The sequence below is a fragment of the Methylobacterium sp. J-118 genome (genome assembly GCF_057836565.1).
This window is the reverse complement of the sequence record NZ_JBYQFA010000001.1, coordinates 906,946-930,202: the sequence shown is the minus strand read 5'-3', so window position 1 is coordinate 930,202 and position 23,257 is coordinate 906,946. Positions and strand designations below refer to the sequence as shown.

The following is a 23,257-nucleotide window of genomic DNA, read 5'->3' as shown; positions in this document are numbered from 1 at the left end:
GCACCGATGCGGTTCCGCTGGCCCTGGTTCTTCCTCGTCGCCCCCGCGCTCGGCGCCCTGGCCGGGCTGCTCTACGGCGCGATCTTCCAGGTCGGCGCGCTGACCGGCGCGGCGATCCGGGGGGCGATCATCGGCACGCCGATCATGCTCTACGAGCGGCGGCTCCTCCTGCCGGCACTGCGGGAGCGGATCCGGGGCCTCGCCACGCCGCTATTCCTGCTGGCCACCGTGTCGCTCTACATCGCCATGATCGTCGGCGGGAACGCCGTGGCCAGCACGGTCCTGAACCGCCTGTTCCGCTTCATGTCCAGCGAGCGGAACGCGATGCTCATGTCCGATACCGGACTTCTCTATGCGCTCGCCATCTCGGCTGTCGCGGTCTTCGTGTTCCGGGTCCGCGACCTGATCGGACCGGAGGTCTTCGCCAATCTGTTGATCGGCCGCTATCACCGGCCGATCAGCGAGGAGCGGATCTTCCTGTTCCTCGACGTGACCGGCTCGACGCGCTTCGCCGACCGCCACGGCGACCACGCGGCCCAGGCCTTTCTCGGGCAGGTGTTCAACGCCTTGGCGCTGCCGGTCTCGCAGGCCCGCGGCTCCATCGACGATTACATCGGCGATCTGGCGCTCGTGACCTGGACGATGGAGCGCGGCCTGCGCGACGCCGCCTGCCTGCGCTGCGTGTTCGACTTCGCGGCCCGCCTCACGGCCGAGTCCGAGGCGTGGCGGAACCGCTTCGGACAGGTGCCGGAATTCCGGGCGGCGCTGCATTGCGGTCCGGTGGTCACCGCCGAGATCGGGCTGGAGCGACACAAGATCGCGTATTTCGGCGACGCGGTGAACACCACCGCCCGGCTCGAGGCCCTGTCCAAGACGCTGGACGTCCACGTGCTGATCTCGGCCGATCTCCTCGACCGGCTCGGCCCGCTACCCGGCGATCTCGTGGCCGAGGATCTCGGCGCCCACACCCTGCGGGGACGCGCGGCGCCCCTGGCGGTGGCGGCGATCCGGCAACGCCCCGAGACGACGGCGCCGAGCCGTGCCTTGCCGGGATGACCGCGAGGCTTGCGCCCCGGTGCCGCCGGCAGTGCCGGGGCGGGGCACGCGCCGCCATCCCCGATATCCCCGGTCTTCACGTCGAACGGGTGTCAGTTCAGGTAGGTGCGGATCCAGTTCGGCGACAGGATCTCGCCCTCCTCGGTGATGATCCAGGGCTGCTTGGCCGGATCGGCCAGGGCGCCGGCGGCGGCTCTGATCGCCTCGCGCAGGGTGTCGAACCGCTCGGGTTGCGCCAGTGGAGTGCTGGCCGGGGCCGTGCGCCAGATCGTCAGATCCGCGGGCCGTTCCAGAGCTTCGGTTTCCATGGGTACTCGTCCTTCCGAACCGTATGGGACCGTTCAGATCACCGCCGTCGGCCGGAGCCAGGGAACAGCGGGGATCGCCGGTCTGAGCGTCAAAGCAAGCATCTCTGCGGCGGCTTTGCGATCAATTCGGGCGGTTTCCGAAACCATCGTCCCGCGCGGAAGCACGATGGACGGAACGGTCCCGTTTTCCATATCCGTATTGAGCGCGTATGGGCTGCCGTGGTCTTGCGAGAATTGTGACTATCGAATGATGACCATTCCGTTAGCCGCTATGCGCCGGCCGCCGACGTGTCCCACAACAGGTTCGGGGCGCGGCGGCGGCCGACCGCTCCCGTGTTGACGCCCTGATCCTGAACGCGCACTTAAGACCCGCGCCCGCCGGGGCATTCCCTCGACCCACTCCCGGAGACATCCGTGCCGGATCGTACCGTGCGCATCGTGCTCGCCGCGGTCCTGGTCCTGCTGGCCCTCTACGTGGTCCAGCCCTACCTGCAGCCGCTGCTCTATTCCGCGGACGCGCCCCGGGCGGTGACGGCCCGCGGCGATCTCGCCCAGTCCGAACAGGCGACGATCCGCTTGTTCGAGCAGGCGAGCCCGTCGGTGGTCCACGTCTTCGCGCAGGGCGCCACCCAGAATCGCGACCTGCTCGACCTTGATGAGGATGGCGGCGAGCAGCAGGGCGGCGGCACGCAGACCGGGACCGGCTTCGTCTGGGACGGCGCCGGCCACATCGTCACGAACACCCATGTCGTGCAGAACGCCGCGCAGAGCGGTGGCTCCGTCTCGGTGCGGCTGAGCGACGGCGCGGTGGTGTCGGCGAGCCTCGTCGGGCTGGCGCCGTCCTACGATCTGGCGGTGCTGCGGCTGGGGCGTGTGACCCATACGCCGCCGCCGCTGGCGATCGGCACCTCGACGGATCTCAAGGTCGGCCAGTCGACCTTCGCCATCGGCAACCCGTTCGGCCTCGACCATACGCTGACCACCGGCGTGATCAGCGCCCTGCGGCGGCGGATGCCGACGAGCGAGGGCCGGGAGGTGTCCGGCGTCATCCAGACCGACGCGGCGATCAACCCCGGAAATTCCGGGCCCGCTGCTGGATTCCGCGGGCCGGCTGATCGGCGTCAACACCGCCATCGTATCACCCTCCGGGGCGAGCGCGGGCATCGGCTTCGCGATCCCCGTGGACGTGGTGAACCGGATCGTCCCGGAACTGATCAAGGTCGGGCGGGTACGCAATCCCGGCATCGGCATCATCGCCGCCCAGGAGGCCGCCACGGCGCGGCTCGGGATCGACGGGGTCGTGATCGTGCGGGTCCTGGCCGGGTCGCCGGCCGTGCAGGCCGGCCTGCGCGGCGTCGACGCGCGGACCGGCGATCTCGGCGACGTGATCGTCGAGGCCAACGACCGCCCCGTCCACCGCCTGGCCGACCTCACGGCGGCCATCGAGGAGGCCGGGCTCGGCGCGGCCCTGACCTTGAAGGTCGAACGCGGAGGCCGGGTCCGACAGGTCCGGATCACCACCGCCGACGTCGCGGAGAACCGCCAATGAGGTCCCTGTCCCGCCTGACGCTCCTCGTCCTGCTCGGGGTCGGTGCTGCGCAGGCCGCCGAGCAGCCCAGCCGCTCCCGCCTCTGCCCGGAGGATCTGCCCGAGGGCGTCCGGCTGCCGCCGCAGCCCGGCTGCACGCCCGGTGCCCGCCACCCGGTTCCGCGCCGGGACGGGTTCTACGACCTGGGCAACGGGACGACGGTTCAGGTCGGCGGCCGGGCCTCGGCCGAGTATGGCGTGCGGCGCTGAGGATGGCGCTGCTCGCCGGTCTGCTCGCCTGCCTGACGCTGTGGTGGCTGTCCAAGACCAGTCGTGGACTGGGTCCGCGCCTGAAGCGCGCCCTCGGCCAGGGTCTCGGCGCGGCGACCGGCGGATCCCAGACGCGGATGCTCGGCGCCCTGGCGCTCCTGGCGGGCGGGTTCCTCCTCCTGCACGGCAACCTCGTCCTGGCGGCGCTCCTCGGGCTGAGCGGCGTCTGGATGATCGAGGGCCAGGAGTCGATGACCGCGCGACTGCGGCGCCTGATCCGGCCGGTCGCAGGGCGAACGCCCCGCACGCCCCGGCAATCTGGCGATATCCCGGACCGCCTCTACCGCACGACGCTGATCGAGGCGCAGTTGCGTCCGGACGGCGGCCTCCGCACCGGTCGCGTGATCGCCGGGCCCGATGCCGGCGCCTGGCTCGACACCATGTCGGGCGCGGCCTTGATCGCGCTGCTGCGGGCCTGCCGCCAGCGCGACCCGGCCGGCGCCGCCCTGCTAGAGCCGTATCTCGACCGCCGGGCGCCCGGCTGGCGTGTAGACGCTGAGGGCGATCGTGACCCGCGGCCGCGCCGCCCGCCGAACCCAGGGGCGATGACGGAGGAGGAGGCGTACCAGATCCTGGGGCTTCAGCGCGGGGCGACCGCTGAGCAGATCCGGTCGGCCCACCGGTCTCTGATGAAGCGCGCCCATCCCGACCAGGGGGGCAGTGCCGAGGGGGCGGCGCGCGTCAACGCCGCCCGGGACAGGCTTCTGAACCGACATCGCTGAACTCCACGCGCGTTGTCAGGGGACGAGAGGGTCTCGGCCGCGGGCGAACAGCGCCGCGGCGTGCCGAGCCGGCGCGCGGGCGCGCCGGCGGGTCCTAGTCGTTTAGCTCCGGGTCGCGAAGCAGCTGAAGCCGCTGCGCTTCAGGGCCGTGCAGGCGTCCTGGGCGGAATCCTGCTCGGCGAAACCCGAGAAGCGGGCGCGGAACAAAGTGGTGCCGCCGTGCTCGACCTTCACCGTATAGGGGGCCGCCTTCGACAGGCTGCCGCCGACCTTGGCGCGCGCCTCCGAGAGCATCGAGCGGGCCTTGGTCTCGTCGTCCATGGCGCCGAGCTGGATCACCCAGGCGGTCGGCACGACGCGGGCTCCGGAGACCGCCTTCGGTGGCTCGTCGCGCTCCATCGAGGCGACCCGCGCCACCACCTTGGCCGTGCCGGGGAAGGGGGCCTGGGCGCTGCTCGCGCCGGCATAGGCCTGGGCCGCCTTCGGGATCCCCTGGGGGCCGGGCTTCCAGGTTCCGCCCGGCGTCGTCGTCGCCGCGGCCCGGGGGGCGAGGTCGAGGGGCTCGCCGGTGGTGCCCGTGGTCTCGACATCCCCGTCGTCCGCGTCGGCGACCTGCGTGCGGGTCCGCGATACCGCGTCGGCGACCACGGCCGGGCGGGCGCGCTCGGCGACCTCGGTCACCGGAGGCGCGATCCGGGCGCCGGCATAGGCCCGCGGCAGGCTGCCGCGGACGAGATCGGCCATGATCCGGTCGCGGCTCCCGCCGGACTTGCCGCCGAGCACGATCGCCACGATCTGGCGGCCCTCCGACTTGGCCGCGGTCATCAGGTTGAAGCCGGAATCGCGGGTGTAGCCGGTTTTGATCCCGTCGACGCCCTCGACGTTGCCCAGCAGGTGGTTGTGGTTGCCGATCACCCGGCCGCGGAACGCGAAGGACCGGGTCTGGAAGTAGCGGTAATAATGCGGGAACCGGTCTTGGATTGCCCGGGCGAGCACCGTCAGGTCGCGGGCGGTGGTCAGCTGGTCGGGATCGGGCAGGCCCGACGCGTTGGCGTAATGCGTCCGGCTCATGCCGAGGGCGTGCGCCTTGGCGGTCATCATCTGGGCGAAGCGCTCCTCGGAGCCGGCGATGTTCTCGCCGATCGCGCAGGCCACGTCGTTGGCCGACTTGGTGACGATCGCCTTGATCGCGTCCTCGACCGCGATCGTTTGGCCGGGGCGCAGGCCGAGCTTCGAGGGCGCCTGGGCGGCGGCATGGGCCGAGATGGACAGCTCGGAATCGAGGGCGAACTTGCCGCGCTCCATCTGCTCGAACAGCAGATAGAGGGTCATGACCTTGGTGATCGAGGCGGGATGGCGCAGCGCGTCCTCGTTGACCGCGTGCAGGGTCTTCCCGCTCTTCACGTCCACCACCATGGCCGCGTAGGGGGGATTGTAGCCTCCGCCGCCGCTCGCGTGGTGATGGTGGTGGCGCCCGCGCCGTGCATCCGCCGGGCTGGCCAAGGTCGTCAGGACCGCGGCGGCCAGGATCGCGGCCGGCAGCGCGGGAATCGTCCGGGAGCCGCCTACTACGCTACGCATCACGCCTGATTGCCTCGCGAGACCGGCACGGGCCGGTCATGTCCCCTGTGCGGAGCGGCGCCGGTCGCGTGGCCCCGCTGCATCATCGAAGAGTTAGGCAAGCGCAGTTACAGGCCCGTTAATGCGATCGGCGCGAGGTCGCGATCGTGTCGTTTCTTCTATCGGTTACGGGGCCTGATCCCGGGGATCCCGGGTCGGCGCGCTGGGCCGCCATCGTCCAGCTTGACGGTTGTCCTTGCGGCGCACACAGTCCGTTTCGGATCGATGCCGCCCTTCGTGCCGGTCACTCGGGGCCGGCCGGCGGCGGCCCGGAGATCGGCCATGCAGACTCGCAACCCTCATCCTTCGTTTCCGGTCCCGCCCGGCTTCGGCACCCCGCTGCGGCGGTTCGGAGCGGTGAGCCGAACCGCCCAGAGCGTCGGGATCGAATGGGCGGATTCCGCCCGGCAGGGCCTCGATGATCTCAAGGCGACGCTGGGCAAGCTCGCGACCGCGCGTGGTCCGGCGGAAGTCCTGTCGGTCCAGAGCGCGTATCTGCAACGGGCCGGCGCGCGCCTCGTGGCGCGGACCACGGTGGCCGCCGATCTCGTCTCGGCCCTGACCACCGACCTCCTGAGGCCGCCAACGGCGCCACGTCCCGGCCGCGCGCGTTAGCGGGTCTGGGTCCGTGCGCCCGAGACAAGCGCAGCGGGGCGGACAAGTGCGCACAGGCGTCTGGCGAAGTCGGCTCACCGTCTGTAGATTGACCCCCGTGGAGCTGAGCGCTGCTCCCGGCAGGGCCAGGACAGACGTGGCCCTCGGGGCCGGCGACGCCCGCTCCGAACGAGGGATCGGTTCGACGCACATGACACAGGTCCCCCCACAGGGCACCGCAGGTTCGACGAGGGCTCACAGGCCGGCGCGCGGCGCGGCCCTGGCATCCGGTTCGCGCGCGCCGGGCGGCGATGACCGGTCCAACACCGCGATCATCACCCGCACGAAGCCTCGGACCAAGCGCCCGAGCCTCTATCGGGTCCTGCTCCTGAACGACGACTACACGCCGATGGAGTTCGTCGTGCTGGTGGTCGAGCGGTTCTTCAACAAGAGCCACGAGGACGCCTACCACATCATGATGCACGTGCATCAGAACGGGGTCGGCGAGTGCGGAGTCTTTACCTACGAGGTCGCCGAGACCAAGGTGACGCAGGTCATGGACTTCGCGCGCAAACACCAACATCCTCTCCAGTGCGTTATGGAAAAGAAATAGGCGCCGCTCGCGGTAGGCACCCAGACAGAGGCCAGCTTTGCCAAGCTTCTCACGCAGCCTAGAACAAGCCCTCCACCGCGCCCTGGCGCTCGCGGGGGAGCGACGGCACGAATACGCGACGCTGGAGCATCTCCTGCTCGCCCTCGTGGACGATCAGGACGCGGCCGCGGTCATGCGCGCCTGCAACGTCGAGGTCGAGACGCTCAAGCGCAGCTTGGTCGATTACGTCGACACGGAACTGTCCAATCTGACCGGGGACGGACGGCAGGACGCCAAGCCCACGGCCGGGTTCCAGCGCGTGATCCAGCGCGCGGTGATCCATGTCCAATCCTCCGGTCGCGAGGAGGTGACGGGGGCGAACGTGCTGGTGGCGATCTTCGCCGAGCGCGAGAGCCACGCCGCCTACTTCCTGCAGGAGCAGGACATGACCCGCTACGACGCGGTCAATTACATCAGCCATGGCATCGCCAAGCGCCCCGGCGCCTCCGAGTCGAAGCCGGTGCGGGGCGCCGAGGAGGAGGGCGCCGCCGAGCGTCCGAGCGACGAGGGTGATCCCCGCGGCGCCAAGAAGAAGGGCGATGCGCTGGACGCCTACTGCGTCAACCTCAACAAGAAGGCCCGGGACGGCAAGATCGATCCGCTCATCGGCCGCGAGACCGAGGTCCAGCGGACGATCCAGGTCCTGTGCCGCCGGCAGAAGAACAACCCGCTTCTGGTGGGCGACCCCGGCGTCGGCAAGACCGCGATCGCGGAGGGGCTGGCCCGGAAGATCATCCAGCACGAGGTGCCGGAGGTCCTGGCCGACGCCACCGTCTTCTCCCTCGACATGGGCACGCTGCTCGCCGGCACCCGCTACCGGGGCGACTTCGAGGAGCGCCTCAAGCAGGTGATGAAGGAGATCGAGGCGCACCCGAACGCCATCATGTTCATCGACGAGATCCACACAGTGATCGGCGCCGGTGCGACCTCGGGCGGCGCCATGGACGCGTCGAACCTTCTCAAGCCCGCCTTGGCTTCCGGGACGCTGCGCTGCATCGGCTCGACCACCTACAAGGAGTACCGCCAGTACTTCGAGAAGGACCGCGCCCTGGTCCGCCGGTTCCAGAAGATCGACGTCAACGAGCCGTCGATCCCGGACACGATCGAGATCGTGAAGGGCCTGCGCCCGTACTTCGAGGAGTTCCACAAGCTCAAGTACACGACCGAGGCCGTGAAGGCCGCGGTGGAGCTGTCGGCCCGCTACATCAACGACCGCAAGCTGCCCGACAAGGCGATCGACGTGATCGACGAGACCGGCGCCTCGCAGATGCTGGTGCCGGAGGCGCGCCGCAAGCGCACCATCGGCATCAAGGAGATCGAGGCGACCATCGCCACGATGGCCCGGATCCCGCCGAAGACCGTCTCGAAGGACGATGCGGTGGTGCTCCAGCACCTGACCGAGAACCTGAAGCGGGTGGTCTACGGTCAGCCGAACGCCATCGAGGCCCTGACCTCGGCGATCAAGCTCGCCCGGGCCGGCCTGCGCGACCCGGACAAGCCGATCGGCTCGTACCTGTTCGCGGGTCCGACCGGCGTCGGCAAGACCGAGGCCGCGAAGCAGCTCGCCTCCTCCCTCGGCGTCGAGATGCTGCGCTTCGACATGTCGGAATACATGGAGCGCCACACGGTCAGCCGCCTGATCGGCGCGCCCCCCGGCTATGTCGGCTTCGACCAGGGCGGTTTGCTGACCGACGGGATCGATCAGCACCCGCACTGCGTGCTCCTGCTCGACGAGATCGAGAAGGCGCATCCGGACCTGTTCAACATCCTTCTGCAGGTGATGGACCACGGCAAGCTGACCGACCACAACGGCAAGCAGGTCGATTTCCGCAACGTCATCATCATCATGACGACCAACGCGGGCGCCTCGGACCTGGCGAAGTCGGCCTACGGCTTCACCCAGACCAAGCGCACGGGTGACGACGTCGAGGCGATCAACAAGCTGTTCGCCCCGGAATTCCGCAACCGGCTCGACGCGATCATCTCGTTCGGCCACCTGCCGAAGGAGGTGGTGGCGAAGGTGGTGGACAAGTTCGTCCTCCAGCTCGAGGCCCAGCTCGCGGACCGCAACGTCACGATCGAGCTCTCGGACGAGGCCCGCGAGTGGTTGGTCGAGCACGGCTACGACGATGCCATGGGCGCACGCCCGATGGCGCGACTGATCCAATCGACCATCAAGACGCCGCTGGCCGATGAGGTGCTGTTCGGCAAGCTCAAGGATGGCGGCGCCGTCCGGGTGGTGGTGCGCAAGCCCGAGGACGAGGAGGCGAAGGCCGGCGCCAAGGACAAGCTGGCCTTCGACTTCCCGGCCGGTCCGGTGACGCCGAAGCCCGAGAAGGACGTCACCAACGCCGCCAAGCGCCACAAGCGGGTCAAGCCGCGCGCCGCGGCGCGGAAGAAAACGCCAAAAGATGACAAGGGCGGTGGTGGCGGATCGGGCGGCGGCGTCCGGACCGTGCCGAAGGTGCCACTCGTGCGTGCCTAATGATGCACAGGCCGGCCGGTGGCCTTCCGGACTAGGGGCTGCCGGTCTATGACCGCCGCGACGCGAACGCGCCGCGGCGAGGAGGCGGCCGATGACTGACAAACTGCACGAGGGACCGCTTCCCCCCGTCGCGCAGCCGGCGCCCCCGAAGACGCTGACCTGGCGCGAGGAGCGCCGTCGCCGCCGCCAGCGGCGCAAGCGCGGCGAGGAGGTCCTCGCGTGGGTGCTCGTGCCGCTGATCTGCGTCGGCATCTACCTGGGCGTCAACGCCGGTTTCGACTTCTTCGGGACTTCGCCTGGGCAGGTCTGGGATCAGCTGATGCAGGTCAAGGCCATGATGGAAAAGCGTTCGGGCACGCAGGGCGTGCGCGGATAGGGCGGCTGCGGATCGCTGGGCCTGGGAGCTTGCAAGGCTTCCGGGCGGTTCCGACGATCCATGGAGCCCGGCCCGCACTCGAGCGACCGGAGACGCGCGTCTGTTACGGGACTGGGCGCGGTGTCCTTTGGGGGTGATTCTTCAACGCGAAGGGGATTCTCGATTCACGGATCGCGCCAGGCGACACACGGGGACAGGTTGAGGCGCGGGTCCCCTTTCCCGTGCCAGCTAGGATGTTCACACATCTCCTATTGCAAGGCGCGACGCGCTCTCCTCCCCCTTGCGGGGAGGCGTTGGAGGTGGGGGTGCTGCTGGATCGAACGGTGCGGTGCCTTCTGTGCCCCCCACCCCTGACCCCTCCCCGAAAGGGGGAGGGGAAATGCGCCGCATTCTCAAGGTCTTAGCGTAAGCCCGAGCAGTGTGAATCCGGTGGCTTGCGCGGGCGAGGAACCACGTCGCGTTCCGTGCCAGCCGGTGTGGGAGCATCGGCGCGCAGAGAGCGAGGGAGACGCGCCCGGGTCGGCCGTTGCGCATATCGGGAACCGATATGTGACTCGCGTAATCCGCCGGAGTGAGGGCGCCCGTCACGCGACGCAGCGGCCTTTGCGCAGCCTTCGTCGAGCGGGCTGAACCGCCGGTGCTATTCGGAACGGCACCGGGACCCCCAAGGTTCGTCGTGGAGGGGCCCAGCCGCCCCGAGCAACCCGGGAACGTCCATGCGCACAGCGCGACCACCGACCCGACGCGCGATCCTCGTCGCTCCGCTGCTGGCGGCGCCCCTGCTGGCGGCACCAGCCCTCCGTGCGGCGGCCCGCGGCGGGACCGTGGTCGTGGTCGGCGCCGGATCGGCGGGCCTGGCGGCCGCGGCGCTCCTGCGCGAGGCGGGCCAGAGCTTCACCCTCCTGGAGGCGCGGGACCGGATCGGCGGCCGGGCCTTCACCGACCGGTCGCTCGGCCCGGATTGTCCCTTCGACGCCGGGGCCGAATACATCCATTGGGCCGAGCGCAATCCCTGGGCCCCCATCGCCCGGGCGGCGGGCGTCCGCTTTGCCAGCGAGGACGGTTGGGCCCGCACCCTCACCATCGACGGCCGTGCCGCCACGGGGGCCGAGCAGGCGGCCCGCCGCGCAGGCTTTTCCGGCCTCGACGCCCTGCTGGCGCCGAAGGGCGGCGACCCGTCCCTGGCTGAGGCGGCGCGGGCCGGCGGACCGAATGCGGAGCAGGCCGCTGCGGGCCTGAGCCGGCTGTCGCTGGGTGAGGATCCCGAGCGGGTCTCAGCGGTCGATTACGACCGGCTCTGGTCCGGCACCGACCTGTGGGTCGACGGCTACGGCGACCTCGTTGCGCGGCACTTCGCCGACCTCCCGGTGCGCCTGGCCTGTCCGGTTGAGGCGATCGACTGGTCCGGGCCGGCTGTCCGGGTCGGGACCGCCCGGGGCACCCTGTCGGCAGCGGCCGTCATCGTCACGGTGCCGGTGGGCGTGCTGAAATCCGGGGCCCTCCGGTTCACGCCCGGCCTCCCCGACCTTCAGCAGGCGGCGCTCGACGGGCTCCATATGGGCGCCTACACGAAAATCGGCCTGCGCCTCGATCCGGCGAAAATCGATCCGGCGGCGTTCGGCGACGCGGTCTCGGTCGCGACCGGCGGCCCGACACTCTACTTCGAGATGGGCCCGTTCGGCCGACCCCTCGCGGTGGCCAATCTCGGCGGCGACGGCGCCCGCGACCTCTGCCGCGCCGGCGAGGCGGCCGCGGTGGCACACGCCACCGAGCGGCTTGGCGCGATCCTGGGCGCTAAGGCGCGGGGCGCGGTCCTCGCCGGGCGGCTCGCGGGCTGGTGGACGGATCCGGAGGCCCTGGGCTCCTATTCGATCGTGGCGCCCGGCCATGCGGAGGCCCGGGACACCCTGCGCGCGCCGATGGGCGGACGGGTGTTCCTCGCCGGCGAGGCGCTGGCCGGCGGCGGTGCCATGACGGTCGGCGGCGCGACCCTCGACGGCGAGCGCGCCGCCCGGGACGTGCTCAAGGCGCTCGGCGCCTGATCGGTCCGGGCAGGGCGGCGGTTCCTCCGCCTATTCCGCCGCGTCGGACTGGCGGAATCCCTCGATCCCGATCTGATCGGGGTTGATCGCGTGCAGCGCCCGCCGGGCCGCCTCCAGCGGGTGCTCGGCCTCGATCCGGACCGAGGTCAGGTCCGGGCTCTTGTAGACGGTCACGATGGTGTCCATCACCTCGGTCAGGGTCGTGCGCTTGTCCTCGGGCGCCGCGATCAGCAATTGCAGTCCCCAGGCCCGGTAGAGATCGACCAGCGCCTGGCTGTTGCGCACGTCGAGTTTCGAGAACGCCTCGTCGAGCAGACACAGGCCGAGCCCCGGATTCTCGTCGCCCGGCCGGTCGCCCGGATAATAGGCGCTGGCGAGGGAGGCGGCGATCGCCACGTAGAACGGCGCCTGCGCCTCGCCGCCCGAGCCCCGCAAAGCCCGCGCCGACATGGTGGTGCGGTTGCCCGCCCGGTCGCGCATGCCGATCTCGTACACGAAGTAGTTGCGGTAATCGGCGAGCCGCGCCGCATCCTCCTGACCGGCGATCAGCGCGGTGATCTCCTCCAGCGCCGCCGCCATCGGACCCTCCGCCTCCCCGGCGAGCACCGCCTGCGCGGCCTCGGGCGAGCGGGCGGTCTCGGTGGCGAGGGCGTGGACGGCGGCGTAGCGGCGGTCCACCGCCGCCTCGAACGCATAGGTCTGGCCCGTGAAGCTGCGGGCCGAGAGCCGCTCGTTCAGGGCCTCCAGCCGGGCATGCACCCGCTCGAACCGGTCGGCCAGGCGGGTCAGCAGATCCTCGGTCATGAGCCGCCGCATCTCGACCTCGGCGCGCTCGGCCTGGGCGCGGTAGCGCCGCAATTCGTGGCCCTCCACGGCGTCGTATTCCCGCCGGACCCAGGCGAACCCGTCGATGGCCGGCGCATCCCCCTGGTTGAGCGGGTTCTCGACCCGCCAGGCGGCGCAGGCCTCCGCCAGCTCCCGCTCGGCAATCCGCCCGTGGGAGCGCGCCGCTTCGGCGGTCTCCCGGGCGAGGCCGCGCTCGGCGGTCGCCCGGGTGCCGGCGGCCTTGCCGTCGAGGCCGGCCAGCGCCCGCCGGGCCTCGGCGATCACCCCCGGGTCGAACCGCTCGGAGCGGGCGACCCGGACCCGGGCCGCATCGCCGCCGGTCAGCTGTCGCAGGGCCGAGCGCCGGGCCGCGAGCGCCGCGCGGGCGGCCTCGCGCATCGTGACCAGCCGGGCGCGCAGGGCCGCCTCGTCGGCCAGCAGGCGATCGAGCGTCGGTTCCAGAGTCTCCGACAATTCGCGCAGATAGCCGACCCGTTCGGTCGTCAGGGCGGCGATCTCGGCGGCAAGGCCCGTGCTGTCGCGCTTCTCGATGCCCTCGCGCTCGGTCTGAAGGGTCCGCCGCCGTCCGTCGAGACCGTTCAGTTCGGCCCGCAGGGTGTCGATATCGTCGAGGCCGCGGGCGATGCGGGCCCGGATCGCGGCGGCGGTGCGGGCGGCCTCGCGCAGCACCGCCGCCTCGCCGCGCAGGCGGCGCGCCTCCGCGACCGCGGCCTCGTGGACCCGCCGGCTGTCGACGGTCGGCCCGCGATGGCCGCGGGTCATGAGCAGATCGACGCTCCGGGTCACCGAATAGGCCATGCCGGCCGTGGTGCGCCCGCTCGGCGCCACCGCTCGGGCGAGGCGGGCGAGTTCGGCATCGTCCCGGGCGAGGTCATAGGCGCCGAGCCGCACCCCCAGGAACGCCTCCGCGTGCGGGTCGCTGGTCTCGATCACCGTCAGCGGCCCGTCGTCGTAGCGGCGGGCGCGCTGCTTGGCGGTGTCGGTGGTCTTGACCAGGATGCAGCGATGGAACCGGTCGCGGCCCGACTGGAGGACGCCGAGGGCCTCGCTCAACCGGTCCGGCGCCACCACCAGGGCCTCGCGGGCGCGTCCGAGCAGGCCCTCCAGGGCCGGGCCCCAGCTTGGATCGACGATCTCGGCCAGTTCGCAGATCGGCATCGCCGCGATGCCGCGGCGCTCCAGCTCGCCGCGGAACGCCACCGTGTCGGAGGACAAGCGCGCCGCCGGGCCGGTGCCGGTGCGGGGGGCGGTGCGCTCGGCCTCGCTCTCCTGGGCGCGCGCCTTCAGGGCCGCGTCCTCGGCCGCCCGTTCCAGGGCCTCCTCGAAGTCGGGCAATCGCGCCAGCCCGTCGAGGAGCTCGGCCAGGGGCCCCTCGGGGCGCAGGACTTCCTCGGGCGGGGCTTCGCGGCGCAGGCCCGCCCGGGCGCAGGATTCGGCCAGGCGCGCCGCCTGCGGGCAGGTTTGACGCAGGATCGGGGCGACCGGCTGGAGCTTGCCCATCTGGCCGACGAGACCGACGAGGTCGGCGATCCGCCCGGCCAGCTCCTTGCGGTCGCGCTCCAGCATCGAGAGGCCCAGGGTCGAGGCGGCGAGGCGACCCTCGGCGGCGCCGGCGGCGGCCAGCGCCTTCTTCTCGGCGATCTCGCCGTCGATCTCGCGCACGTGGCCGCGGCTCGCCGCGACGCGCTCCCGGGCGATCCGCAGGGTGTCGGCGCCCTCGCGCAGGCGCGTGCGGACCGCGACGAGGTCTAGGCTGCGGCGGCGCAGCTCGGCGGACGCCGCGCGCAGCTCGTGCGCCGCCGTGGCGAGTACCGCCTCGCTCCAGGCCTCGTAGCGGTCGCGCAGGCGGCGCAGCCGCGCCAGCCGGGTCTCCAGCTCGGCGATGGTCTCCAGGAGGCGCCGCCAGTTGGCGATGGATTGCCGGACCCGCTCCACATCCAGCGGCTCCGGCTCCAGCACGAAGGCGCGCACGAAGGCGCTGGTGTCGAAGATCGGCTTGAACGCCACCGCGTTGGCGAAACTGCGCAGGAAATGCCGCGGCTCCGGCGCCGGCGCGCCCTCGCGCAGGGTGGCCAGGACATCGGCGGTGAAGCGCTCGCCGGAGGTCCGGTACTCGGTGAAGCTCGCCGCCCGGGCCCGCAGGTCCCCGGCGATCTCGCTCCAGGGCGCCGTGTAGCTGCCGCCGGGGGCGGTGCGGGCATAGTCGGCGATCTCGAACCGGTGCCCGATCGCGATGAAGCGCGACAGGACCGTTTCCTTCGGCTCCGCGGCCCGGGCCGCCAGCGCCAGGCCGACCGTGACCACGCGCCCCGAGGCCGGGTTCTCGAAGACCAGTGCGAGCACGGTCTCGCAGGATTCCCGGGTCGGGCGGCCGCCCTCCGCGGGGTCGCTGATCCAGCCGAGGCAATAGTCGCGCACCGTGCGGGCGCTGCGCCCGGAGGCCGAGGCATTGAGGGCGAGGCGGCTGGCATTGTTGCCGGCGAGCACGGTGCCGACCGCGTCGAAGATCGTGGACTTGCCGGCCCCGGTCGGCCCGACGAGCGCCGCCGCCCCGCGCAGCCGGATCTGCTCGCGGCGGATCAGATACCAGTTCGAGAGGGCGATGTCGGTGAGGACGTACACGGGGGTCGGGGGCTGGGCGGCGCGCGGGTGGATCGGGGTTCCAGTTGGCCGGCTTCGCCCGCGTATGCAAGCGACCACCGGCCCCGCGCGAATTCCGACCGCAGACGCAGCCGACGAGGCCATCGGTATTCCCTGCCTGAAGGGATACCGGAGCCGATACCGGCCCGGATTCCCCGGTGATCGATCGGACGCGGCGCTGTCGCAGAATCGTCTCCGATCGGTGGCGGACGGGTGAACGGCCGGTCCGCTCGCCGGGATCAGCGATGGGAAGGGACGCACGCCCCTGTCACCGCGGCTGCACTTCACAACTTGTCAGACAATTTGATCCCTGTATCGTTCGCGCCGGGAGGATCGATAATCGTCATGCGCGCCAGTCTAAAGCTCACATTGAGTGGACTCATTGCTACTCTCATGTTCGCAGCCGCGCTTCAGGGCGGTGTTGCAATCTACAATATGCTTGTTGTGAACGGACACATTTCACAGCTACTCGATGTGGCGGTGCCGTCCTTGAATGAAGCACAGGCGATCGACGCCTTGATCGCTAGAATACGACTTCAACAGGTCCGATTCGCCACCGCCGATTTCGCCTCCGAACGCGAAGCCGGTGAGAAGACGGTCGATGATTTGGTCCAGGCCCGGACCGCGAGGGTCGGCGCCTATCAGGCCCGCATCGCGTCGGCGGACGAGCAGGCGCTGTACGACGCCCTGGCGGCGAAACTGAAAATCCAGCGCTACGACTGGGACCGCCTGCGCGCGTTCGGTCTCAGTCAGCGCGAAGCCGCGATGTCCTATTATCGCGGGGCGATGCACAACCATTACGTGGAGGCGGCTCAGGCTGCGCACGCACTGGTTGAATGCCATGTGAAGGGCGTCGAGGCGGCCGGACTTTCCGCCCGGGCGAGCCAGGCGGCCGCGGTCCGCTGGACCGTCGTCATCCTCGGCGCCACACTTGTGATCGCATTCGGCGCCACCCTGTACAGCTTCGTCGGCGTGTCGCGGCCCATCACCGTCATGACCCGCGCCATGCGCCGTCTGGCCGATGGCGAGACGCAGGCCGAGATCCCCTGCGCGAACCGGCGCGACGAGATCGGTGCGATGTCGGCCACCCTTCAGGTGTTCAAGCAGAACCTGCTGCATGCCCGTGCCCTGGAAGCCGCGACGGCGCTCGCCCGGACCGATGCGGAGGCGCAGCGGCGGCAAGCCGCAATCGCGCTCGCGGGCCGGTTCGAGACCACCGTCGGCGGGATCGTCGGGTCCGTCACTGCCGCGGCGACGCACCTGCGGACGACGGCTGAGAGCCTGACCGCCACGGCGACCCGGACGGCCGGCCAGTCGACCAGCGCGGCCGCGGCGGCCGAGCAAGCCTCCACCAACGTGAACACGGTGGCGGCGGCAACCGAGGAGCTGGGCTCGTCGGTCAACGAGATCGGCCGGCAGGTCGGGGCCTCCGCGGATCTGGCCCTGGTCGCCGTCCGCGAGGCGGGCGCGACCGCCAGCCTGGTCCAGGAGCTCAGTGGGGCTGCGCGCCGGGTCGGGGAGGTCGTGGACCTGATCTCGGCCATCGCCAGCCAGACCAACCTGCTCGCCCTCAACGCCACCATCGAGGCGGCCCGTGCCGGCGCGGCCGGGCGGGGCTTCGCGGTGGTCGCCACCGAAGTGAAGGCGCTCGCCGATCAGACGGGTCGGGCGACCGCCGAGATCGCGACGCAGATCGCCCATATCCAGGGTTCAACCGGTCAGGCGGTCCAGGCGATCGACGGGATCGCCGGACGGATCCGGGAGATCAGCGGCATGGCCACCTCGATCGCCGCGGCCGTGGAGGAGCAGGGCGCGGCGACGCAGGAGATCGTCCGCAACGTCGCCGAGGCGGCGACCGGCACCGCTTCCGTGACCGCCAACGTCACGGGGGTCGCCGGTGCCGCCGAGGAGACCGGTGCGGCGGCCGCGCAGGTCCTGGCCTCGGCCTCCGAGATGGCCCGGCAGGCGTCCGAGCTCGGCACCGAGGTCGAGCGGTTCCTCGCCACGGTGCGGGCCGCCTGACCCGCACCCACGGGGCCGATCAGGCCTCCCCGGCTTCGGACCAGGCCCGCAGGCGCTCGAGCCACGCGTCCGAGGCGAGCACCGTCAGGCCCGGCAGGAGCGCGAGCGGGGTGACCCGTTCGACCCGGTCGCGCTCGCCCAGCCGCAGGCCGCCGCGCCTTGCGTAAAGGCGCAGGATGTCGGCGAGCCGTCCCTCCTCGGGGGGCTCGTTGCGGGCCACGGTGCGGATCTTCTCGACGATCTCGTCGGTGGTGCATTCGACGATCCCGTCCGTGCCGGCGCGATGGTCGCGCAGGCCCTCCTCGTAGAGCAGCCGGAGCGCCAGGAGCACGAGGGTCTCGTCCTTGCGCAGGCGCTCCGAGACGATGTCGTGGCGCGGGGCGTCCGCGGCCGGACTCAGCGAGACCATCTGGTCACGGTGCGAGACGGTCAGCGCGTAGCCGAGGCAGGCGAAATAGTCGGTGAAGAACGGGGCGTAGTGCCGGGCGAGTTCGTAGGAGCGCCCGATCCCCTGGGTGTCGGCGTAGATCACCTGGCCCTTCAACAGCACCTGGAGGGCGCGGCTGAGTTCCTCGGCGTCCGGCGCCCGGGCGCCCGCTGGCGCGGGCTCGTCGCCGTCGATGATGGCGCGGAAGCCCTCAAGCACCGGAGCGCCGCTCCAGGATGAAGTCCGGGCAGTCGAGCCAGCCGTTGGTGACGCGCCCGGGCAGCCGCGAGACGGCGTAAAGGTCGCCGAGCTTGGCGTCGAACAGGACGTCGATCTCGCGCAGGCGTTGGAACACGATGAAGTCGTCCACACCCGCGATCGCGATCTCGGCCCCGCGCAGCGCCGGGGCGTGTCCGAGCCGCGCCTCCACGAAGGCGGTCATGCCCTCGGGGGTGACGGTGGTGCGGCGCCGGAACGCCGCCTTGGCGGCCGCGAAAGCGTCCACCACGGGATCGTCCTCCAAGTCGGGCAGGGGCTCCATGTCGATCGCGGCCTTGCGAGCCCGCGGGGCCTGGAGATGCGCGTGGCCGATCGGCGGCCGCAGCAGCGAGACCTCGGCCGGGACGTCGGGGGCGATCTCCGACCCGCCGACGGCGCGCAACAGCGCGGCGGCGCGCTCGACGGCGCTCGGATCCGGACGATCCATGACGTGGAGGGCGGCGCCGATCCGGCGCTCAAGCCGCGCCACCACGGCGTCGACGGCGTTGAGGTGATTGTCGAGCCCCTCGAACACCGCCAGGATCTGGGTGAGATCGGACCGGATCGCCCGCTGGGCGGCGTCGAGATCGGGGCTGCGGCCCTCGCGGATCAGGCCCTCGGCGAGCGCCCGGACCGTGAGCGCGTCGCGCAGGGCCCGGCCGGCCTCGCGCACCACGCTGGCCCGGAAGCGGAACGGGTTGAACCGCGTGTGCAGCGTCCGGTAGTCGCTGATCAGGTGGCGCTCGACGAAAACCTCGAAGAACAGCCGGAACGTCTTGGCGCGGTCGGGCTCGCGCAGGATGCGCTCCTCGACCTTGCGCATGCCGGCGGCGAGGCCGCGGACATGCGCCAGGAAGGCCGCCGCCGCCCGGGCGGCGTTGGACAGGGCCTCGGATCGGCTGCCCGGATCCGAGAGGGCGCTCTCCAGGCCGCCCAGCACCTCCAGCACGGCGCCGCCGTAGGAGCGGGTCTCACCCCGTTCGAGGCGCGACAGCTCCTCCAGCAGGAGCCGCGCCTCGGGGTCGAACTCCACCACCGGCACGTAGCGCTCGCGGCGCTCGATCAGCCAGCCTGTGTCGAGGAGGCGCCGGTAGAGCGCCGTGCGGCGCTCGGCCGGATCGGCGGAGATCGGCTCGTCGCCGCTGACCTCCGGATCGCTCCAGCCGGCGGCGAAGTCGCCGATCTCGGCCAGCAGCTCGGCCTTGCGCACCGGCTCGGCCCCGAGGACACGCCGGTGCAGGTGCAGCAGCAGGGCCGCGTTGAAGCCCCGGCTCGGCGCGGCCAGGGGCTTGAACAGCTCGTCGGGCAGCTGCGCGAACAGCATTCTTTGAGGACTTTCGCCGTCGCGCAGCCGTGCCCTTACTTCGCGCCGAGGAGCTCGACGTCGAAGATCAGGGTGGCGTTCGGCGGGATCACGCCGCCGGCGCCCCGGGCGCCGTAGCCGAGCTGCGGCGGGATGATCAGGGTGCGCTTGCCGCCGGTCTTCATCGTGGCGACGCCCTCGTCCCAGCCCTTGATGACCTGGCCGGCCCCGAGCGGGAAGCTGAAGGGCTGGTTGCGGTCGCGGGAGGAATCGAACTTCTTGCCCTTCTTGCCGCCCTCGTCGAGCCAGCCGGTGTACTGGACGGTGACCTGCTGCCCGGCCTTCGGCTCCGGCCCGGTGCCCACGACTTCGTCCTGGTACTGCAGACCGGACGGCAGGGTCACGGTCTCGGCATTGGCGGCTGTGGTCATGGCGATCAACGCGGCTCCGGCGATAAGGGACAGGCGAGGCATGGTTTCTCCCTGGAACCGGCGCTGTGCGCGCCGGTCGTCGGGCGCCTTCTAGCGACTCGGGCCGCGGCAGGCCAGGGCGGGGTTGAGGGCGCGGCGGTTCCGCTCCTCTCTCCCCCCTCTGCGGGCTATGGGCGACGCAGGTTCAAGGCACGCGGCTCATGACGCAGCGCCACAGGCCCCCTCTCCCGTGCGGGAGAGGGGACCCGAGCCCCGCCGATCTGACCGGCGAGCACGCTGAAACCTCAAACCTGTGTCGCCGGTCGGTCTGCGGGTGGGGAAGCCATGTGGCGGATCTGATCGCCCGCTTCAGAAAGACCCGGCCTCAGCCCGCCACCATCCCCGCGAGAGACACCAACAGCCGCCGGGCGACTTCGTCCTTGCCGAGGCGCGGCCAGGTCTCCACCGTGCCATCCCGGCGGATCAGGTGGACCGTGTTCTCGGACCCGCCCATCACGCCGCCCGCCGCCGAGACGTCGTTGGCCACGATCAGGTCGCAGCCCTTGCGGGCGATCTTGGCCCGGGCATTCTCCAGCACCGCATCGGTCTCGGCCGCGAAGCCGACCACCAGGGGCGGGCGCTCGACGGACCGGCGTGCGATCGTCGCGAGGATATCGGGGTTCTCGGCGAGGACCAGCGGCGCGGGGCCGGTGCCGTCCTTCTTGATCTTCTTGGCTCCGGCCTCGTGCTCCGGGCGCCAATCCGCCACCGCGGCGGCGAAGATCGCGATATCGGCCGGGAGCGCCGTCTCGACGGCCGTCAGCATCTCCCGGGCGGTCTCCACCCGGATGACAGTGACGCCCGGCGGATCCGGGATCGCCACCGGCCCGGAGACCAGCGTCACGGCCGCGCCGGCCCGGGCGGCGGCCGCCGCGATGGCGTGGCCCTGGCGGCCGGAGGAGCGGTTGGCGATGTAGCGCACCGGATCGATCGGCTCGTGGGTCGGGCCGGAGGTCACGAGCACGCGCCGGCCGGCCAGGGGCCGGTCGCCATCCAGGCCGAGCATCCATTCGAGGGCGTCGGCGATCTCGTGGGGCTCGGCCATGCGGCCGGGGCCGGTCTCGGGCTCGGCCATCCGGCCGGCATTGGGGCCGACGATGCGCACGCCGTCGCCCTCCAGGATCGCGCGGTTGCGCACGGTCGCCGGGTGGGCCCACATCCGCACGTTCATGGCCGGCGCGATCAGGATCGGCAGGGCGGTCGCCAGCAGGATCGTGGTCGCGAGGTCGGCGGCGTGGCCGCCCGCCATCCGGGCCATCAGGTTGGCGGTGGCGGGCGCCACCACCACGGCATCCGCCTGCCGGGCGAGCTTGATGTGGCCGATCTCCGCCTCGGAGGCCCGGTCGAACAGGTCGGTATGGGCCCGTTCGCCGGCCAGCGCGGCCGCGGCCAGCGGCGTCACGAATTCCTGCGCCCCCGCGGTCAGGACCGGGCAGACGCTGGCGCCGCGCTCGCGCAGGCGCCGGATCAAATCGAGGGCCTTGTAGGCCGCGATGCCGCCGCCGATGACGAGGAGGACGCGGCGGTTGGCAAGGGTCTCGCTCATGCCGGGACCCTCTGCGCGCGGCCGCCCGTCCGTCAAGCGGAGCTCAGGCCGCCGCCGGGACGGCCGACGCCTTGAGCCCGCCGAACCGGCGCTCACGGCGGTGGAACTCCGCCGTCGCTTCGGCGAGGTCCTCGGGCCCGAAATCGGGCCACATCCGCTCGGTGAAATGCAGTTCGGCGTAGGCCGCCTCCCACAGCATGAAGTCCGACAGCCGCTGCTCGCCCCCGGTGCGGATCAGCAGGTCGACCTCGACCGGCGAGCCGTGCATCGGCCCGGCGACCAGCGCGCCGAAATTCTCCCGCGTGAGCGCGTCCGCCCCCTGAAGGCGCTGCGCCGCCGCGAGGATCGCGTCGCGGGCGGAGTAGTCCACGCAGATCCGCAGGTGCAGGCGGGTCCCGGCCGCGGTGGCGGCTTCGGCGGCGATGATCGCCTCGGGGATGCCCTCCGGCAGCCGGTCCCGCCGGCCCACGACGCTGAGGCGCGTGCCGGTGCGGGCGAGCCTCTGGGTCTCGTTGCGCAGATAGGAGCGCAGGAGCCGCATCAGCCCGCCGACCTCGTCGGCGGGACGCTGCCAATTGTCCGCCGAGAAGGCGTAGAGCGTCAGCGTGCCGATGCCGAGATCCGGGCAGGCCTCGGCGGTGCGCCGGATCGCCTCGACGCCCCGGTGATGCCCGGCCAGCCGCGGCCGCCCGCGCTGCGTCGCCCAGCGCCCGTTGCCGTCCATGATGATCGCGGCGTGCAGGGCCCTCGGCTCCGCTTCGCTTCGCATCGTAAAGTCTCCCGGCATGGGGGTATCGCTTAAGTTTATCGGGGCGGAGTTAATAATCTCGGGAAGCTTAGACAGTCTCACACCGGTTTCGTGGCCGGATCGAGGCCGCGGCGCCCCGATTCCGGCCCGCGATCGGCGGCCTCCGCGGCATCGCGCACGACCTGCTCCAGGACGCTCAGGTAGCCGATGAAGCGCTGGCGGCCGGTGTCGGTCAGCCGGCACACCGTCTGCGGGCGGTTATGCGCGAGACCCTTCTCGATGCTCACCAGATCCGCCTCGCTCAGCACCGCCAGGTGGCGGCTCAGGTTGCCGTCGGTCAACCCGCACAGACGCTTGAGATCCGGAAACGGCAGGCCCTTCGGATGCGCCACCAGGGAGGTGAGCACGGAGAGGCGCGCCCGCTCGTGAATCAGCCGGTCGAGTCCCTCGTAGGAGAAGCGCCCGACGGCGCGGTCAGCGGTCGTCATCGAAGGCCCGGGCGCTGTGATGGATGATCCCCGCCAGCCAGGCCTGGCCGACCAGGAACGGCAGGCCCATCGCCCAGGGGGAGAGGAGGCGCGTCTCCGCCGAGAGGGCCAGCACGGCGAGCCCGGCCAGCAGATACCAGGCGCCCACGCCCTGCACCGCCCGCGGCAGGATCCGCGCCGAAGCGAACAGGCCGAGGCCGACGAGGACCTGCCACAGGCCGGGCAGCATCCAGACCTCCCCGGGGGCGAAGCGGGCGATCACCAGGGCCAGGCACGCCCCCGCGCCGGCGGCCGGCAGGAAGACCTCGATGGCGTTCCACACCATGGCGTCGGCGAGGCCGGAATGCAGGCGCCGCGAGCGCCGCATCGCCTCCACACCGATCATCGCGAAGGCCGCGAGGGCGGCGGTGACCCAGAGTCCGAAGAACAGGCCGGGCTTGGCCGCCGGATCGCCCAGCCACAGGGCTTGGCCGGCCGCACAGGCCAGCGCGAGGCCTCCGGTGCCGGCGACGGTCGCCGCCCCGACCCCGCGAAATGCCGTGTCGCGCGCGATCTGCGAACGGATCGCCACGATGTCGGCCAATGCCTTGTCCAGGTCCCGCATGCGCCTCATGCCCCGGGGCTGCATCGTGCTTTGCGCCGCAAAGTACCGGCCCGGCCGGATCGTCGCAAGCCAATTCGACCGGTCACGGCGGCGGAATTTCTCAGCATCGGCGCTGCAGGTCGAGTCTGAAATGGGATGAAATCTACCTACCGGTTGTATTCGGACAATCACCGGGCCGGAAAAACCGCTCCCA

19 protein-coding genes and 1 pseudogene are annotated in these 23,257 nt (G+C 71.5%); 10 read left to right on the top strand and 10 right to left on the bottom strand.

The genetic code is table 11. From position 1 onward, the window contains the following. The first annotated feature begins 6 nt into the window (after window positions 1–6). Window positions 7–1,056 carry an adenylate/guanylate cyclase domain-containing protein gene (locus tag AC3IF3_RS04475; RefSeq protein WP_489227471.1) on the top strand — a complete coding sequence of 350 codons (1,050 nt, stop codon included), beginning with the start codon at window positions 7–9 and terminating at the stop codon, window positions 1,054–1,056. 92 nt (window positions 1,057–1,148) lie between these two features. Here AC3IF3_RS04475 and AC3IF3_RS04470 read toward each other — a convergent pair whose 3' ends face one another. Further along, window positions 1,149–1,364 (bottom strand): hypothetical protein, encoded by a 216-nt coding sequence (locus tag AC3IF3_RS04470; RefSeq protein WP_243972289.1) that lies wholly within the window; start codon window positions 1,362–1,364, stop codon window positions 1,149–1,151. Window positions 1,365–1,778: 414 nt separating this feature from the next. On the opposite strand from AC3IF3_RS04470, the pseudogene AC3IF3_RS04465 reads away from it, so the two are divergent. From AC3IF3_RS04465 to AC3IF3_RS04455, 3 genes and pseudogenes are all read left to right on the top strand, one after another. Beyond that, window positions 1,779–2,913: pseudogene (locus AC3IF3_RS04465) on the top strand (S1C family serine protease). Then, window positions 2,910–3,161: a hypothetical protein gene (locus tag AC3IF3_RS04460; protein WP_243972284.1), complete on the top strand. Its 252-nt coding sequence runs from the start codon at window positions 2,910–2,912 to the stop codon at window positions 3,159–3,161. The pseudogene AC3IF3_RS04465 and the gene AC3IF3_RS04460 overlap by 4 nt, the downstream one beginning before the upstream one ends. 2 nt (window positions 3,162–3,163) lie before the next feature. Beyond that, entirely contained in the window at window positions 3,164–3,943 is a 780-nt protein-coding gene (locus AC3IF3_RS04455; protein ID WP_489227469.1) for a DnaJ domain-containing protein, read from the top strand. A gap of 102 nt (window positions 3,944–4,045) precedes the next feature. Here the strand turns inward: AC3IF3_RS04455 and AC3IF3_RS04450 are convergent, their stop codons facing one another. Then, the gene (locus AC3IF3_RS04450; protein ID WP_243972280.1) at window positions 4,046–5,524 is read right to left on the bottom strand and encodes a serine hydrolase; all 1,479 of its coding nucleotides are present in this window, start codon (window positions 5,522–5,524) and stop codon (window positions 4,046–4,048) included. Between the two features lie 396 nt (window positions 5,525–5,920). Between AC3IF3_RS04450 and AC3IF3_RS04445 the strand changes: the two genes are divergently transcribed. The 5 genes from AC3IF3_RS04445 to AC3IF3_RS04425 all read left to right on the top strand — a co-directional run bounded on the left by AC3IF3_RS04445 (window position 5,921) and on the right by AC3IF3_RS04425 (window position 11,712). Beyond that, the gene (locus AC3IF3_RS04445; protein WP_489227468.1) at window positions 5,921–6,178 is read left to right on the top strand and encodes a phasin family protein; all 258 of its coding nucleotides are present in this window, start codon (window positions 5,921–5,923) and stop codon (window positions 6,176–6,178) included. Between the two features lie 190 nt (window positions 6,179–6,368). Further along, on the top strand, window positions 6,369–6,770 hold the full coding sequence (clpS, locus tag AC3IF3_RS04440) for an ATP-dependent Clp protease adapter ClpS (protein ID WP_243972276.1): 402 nt from the start codon (window positions 6,369–6,371) through the stop codon (window positions 6,768–6,770). Between the two features lie 37 nt (window positions 6,771–6,807). Beyond that, a complete protein-coding gene (clpA, locus tag AC3IF3_RS04435) occupies window positions 6,808–9,294 on the top strand; it encodes an ATP-dependent Clp protease ATP-binding subunit ClpA (RefSeq protein WP_243972275.1) in 2,487 nt (828 codons plus the stop codon). A 91-nt stretch (window positions 9,295–9,385) separates the two neighbouring features. Further along, complete coding sequence (locus tag AC3IF3_RS04430; protein ID WP_489227467.1) at window positions 9,386–9,670, top strand: hypothetical protein; 285 nt, start codon at window positions 9,386–9,388, stop codon at window positions 9,668–9,670. A 716-nt stretch (window positions 9,671–10,386) separates the two neighbouring features. Then, on the top strand, window positions 10,387–11,712 hold the full coding sequence (locus tag AC3IF3_RS04425) for a flavin monoamine oxidase family protein (protein WP_489227466.1): 1,326 nt from the start codon (window positions 10,387–10,389) through the stop codon (window positions 11,710–11,712). 30 nt (window positions 11,713–11,742) lie between these two features. Here the strand turns inward: AC3IF3_RS04425 and AC3IF3_RS04420 are convergent, their stop codons facing one another. Continuing rightward, window positions 11,743–15,180: an SbcC/MukB-like Walker B domain-containing protein gene (locus AC3IF3_RS04420; protein WP_489227465.1), complete on the bottom strand. Its 3,438-nt coding sequence runs from the start codon at window positions 15,178–15,180 to the stop codon at window positions 11,743–11,745. A gap of 363 nt (window positions 15,181–15,543) precedes the next feature. Between AC3IF3_RS04420 and AC3IF3_RS04415 the strand changes: the two genes are divergently transcribed. Further along, on the top strand, window positions 15,544–17,220 hold the full coding sequence (locus AC3IF3_RS04415) for a methyl-accepting chemotaxis protein (protein WP_489227464.1): 1,677 nt from the start codon (window positions 15,544–15,546) through the stop codon (window positions 17,218–17,220). A gap of 19 nt (window positions 17,221–17,239) precedes the next feature. Here the strand turns inward: AC3IF3_RS04415 and AC3IF3_RS04410 are convergent, their stop codons facing one another. The 7 genes from AC3IF3_RS04410 to AC3IF3_RS04380 all read right to left on the bottom strand — a co-directional run bounded on the left by AC3IF3_RS04410 (window position 17,240) and on the right by AC3IF3_RS04380 (window position 23,064). Continuing rightward, entirely contained in the window at window positions 17,240–17,866 is a 627-nt protein-coding gene (locus AC3IF3_RS04410) for a DUF4194 domain-containing protein (protein ID WP_243972265.1), read from the bottom strand. Next, window positions 17,859–19,229 (bottom strand): Wadjet anti-phage system protein JetA family protein, encoded by a 1,371-nt coding sequence (locus AC3IF3_RS04405; protein ID WP_489227463.1) that lies wholly within the window; start codon window positions 19,227–19,229, stop codon window positions 17,859–17,861. The genes AC3IF3_RS04410 and AC3IF3_RS04405 overlap by 8 nt, the downstream gene beginning before the upstream one ends. Before the next feature lie 35 nt (window positions 19,230–19,264). Continuing rightward, window positions 19,265–19,681 (bottom strand): FKBP-type peptidyl-prolyl cis-trans isomerase, encoded by a 417-nt coding sequence (locus tag AC3IF3_RS04400; RefSeq protein ID WP_243972261.1) that lies wholly within the window; start codon window positions 19,679–19,681, stop codon window positions 19,265–19,267. Window positions 19,682–20,003: 322 nt separating this feature from the next. After that, window positions 20,004–21,224 carry a bifunctional phosphopantothenoylcysteine decarboxylase/phosphopantothenate--cysteine ligase CoaBC gene (gene coaBC / locus AC3IF3_RS04395; protein WP_489227462.1) on the bottom strand — a complete coding sequence of 407 codons (1,221 nt, stop codon included), beginning with the start codon at window positions 21,222–21,224 and terminating at the stop codon, window positions 20,004–20,006. A gap of 43 nt (window positions 21,225–21,267) precedes the next feature. Next, the gene (locus tag AC3IF3_RS04390) at window positions 21,268–21,993 is read right to left on the bottom strand and encodes a di-trans,poly-cis-decaprenylcistransferase (protein WP_489219860.1); all 726 of its coding nucleotides are present in this window, start codon (window positions 21,991–21,993) and stop codon (window positions 21,268–21,270) included. A gap of 77 nt (window positions 21,994–22,070) precedes the next feature. After that, window positions 22,071–22,460, bottom strand: a complete 390-nt coding sequence (locus tag AC3IF3_RS04385) for a transcriptional regulator (protein WP_489227460.1) — start codon at window positions 22,458–22,460, stop codon at window positions 22,071–22,073. Then, window positions 22,447–23,064 (bottom strand): hypothetical protein, encoded by a 618-nt coding sequence (locus AC3IF3_RS04380; RefSeq protein WP_489227459.1) that lies wholly within the window; start codon window positions 23,062–23,064, stop codon window positions 22,447–22,449. Before AC3IF3_RS04380 ends, AC3IF3_RS04385 begins: the two co-directional genes overlap by 14 nt. Window positions 23,065–23,257 lie beyond the last annotated feature (193 nt).

Excerpts from the sequence above, each read along its gene's own strand:
- clpS (WP_243972276.1), top strand. The coding sequence starts at position 6,369 with ATGACACAGGTCCCCCCACAGGGCACCGCAGGTTCGACGAGGGCTCAC.
- AC3IF3_RS04470 (WP_243972289.1), bottom strand. The coding sequence starts at position 1,364 with ATGGAAACCGAAGCTCTGGAACGGCCCGCGGATCTGACGATCTGGCGC.
- AC3IF3_RS04455 (WP_489227469.1), top strand. The coding sequence starts at position 3,164 with ATGGCGCTGCTCGCCGGTCTGCTCGCCTGCCTGACGCTGTGGTGGCTG.
- AC3IF3_RS04405 (WP_489227463.1), bottom strand. The coding sequence starts at position 19,229 with ATGCTGTTCGCGCAGCTGCCCGACGAGCTGTTCAAGCCCCTGGCCGCG.
- AC3IF3_RS04385 (WP_489227460.1), bottom strand. The coding sequence starts at position 22,460 with ATGACGACCGCTGACCGCGCCGTCGGGCGCTTCTCCTACGAGGGACTC.
- AC3IF3_RS04475 (WP_489227471.1), top strand. The coding sequence starts at position 7 with ATGCGGTTCCGCTGGCCCTGGTTCTTCCTCGTCGCCCCCGCGCTCGGC.
- AC3IF3_RS04400 (WP_243972261.1), bottom strand. The coding sequence starts at position 19,681 with ATGCCTCGCCTGTCCCTTATCGCCGGAGCCGCGTTGATCGCCATGACC.
- AC3IF3_RS04390 (WP_489219860.1), bottom strand. The coding sequence starts at position 21,993 with ATGCGAAGCGAAGCGGAGCCGAGGGCCCTGCACGCCGCGATCATCATG.
- AC3IF3_RS04450 (WP_243972280.1), bottom strand. The coding sequence starts at position 5,524 with ATGCGTAGCGTAGTAGGCGGCTCCCGGACGATTCCCGCGCTGCCGGCC.
- coaBC (WP_489227462.1), bottom strand. The coding sequence starts at position 21,224 with ATGAGCGAGACCCTTGCCAACCGCCGCGTCCTCCTCGTCATCGGCGGC.
- AC3IF3_RS04380 (WP_489227459.1), bottom strand. The coding sequence starts at position 23,064 with ATGCGGGACCTGGACAAGGCATTGGCCGACATCGTGGCGATCCGTTCG.
- AC3IF3_RS04415 (WP_489227464.1), top strand. The coding sequence starts at position 15,544 with ATGCGCGCCAGTCTAAAGCTCACATTGAGTGGACTCATTGCTACTCTC.
- AC3IF3_RS04425 (WP_489227466.1), top strand. The coding sequence starts at position 10,387 with ATGCGCACAGCGCGACCACCGACCCGACGCGCGATCCTCGTCGCTCCG.
- AC3IF3_RS04460 (WP_243972284.1), top strand. The coding sequence starts at position 2,910 with ATGAGGTCCCTGTCCCGCCTGACGCTCCTCGTCCTGCTCGGGGTCGGT.
- AC3IF3_RS04430 (WP_489227467.1), top strand. The coding sequence starts at position 9,386 with ATGACTGACAAACTGCACGAGGGACCGCTTCCCCCCGTCGCGCAGCCG.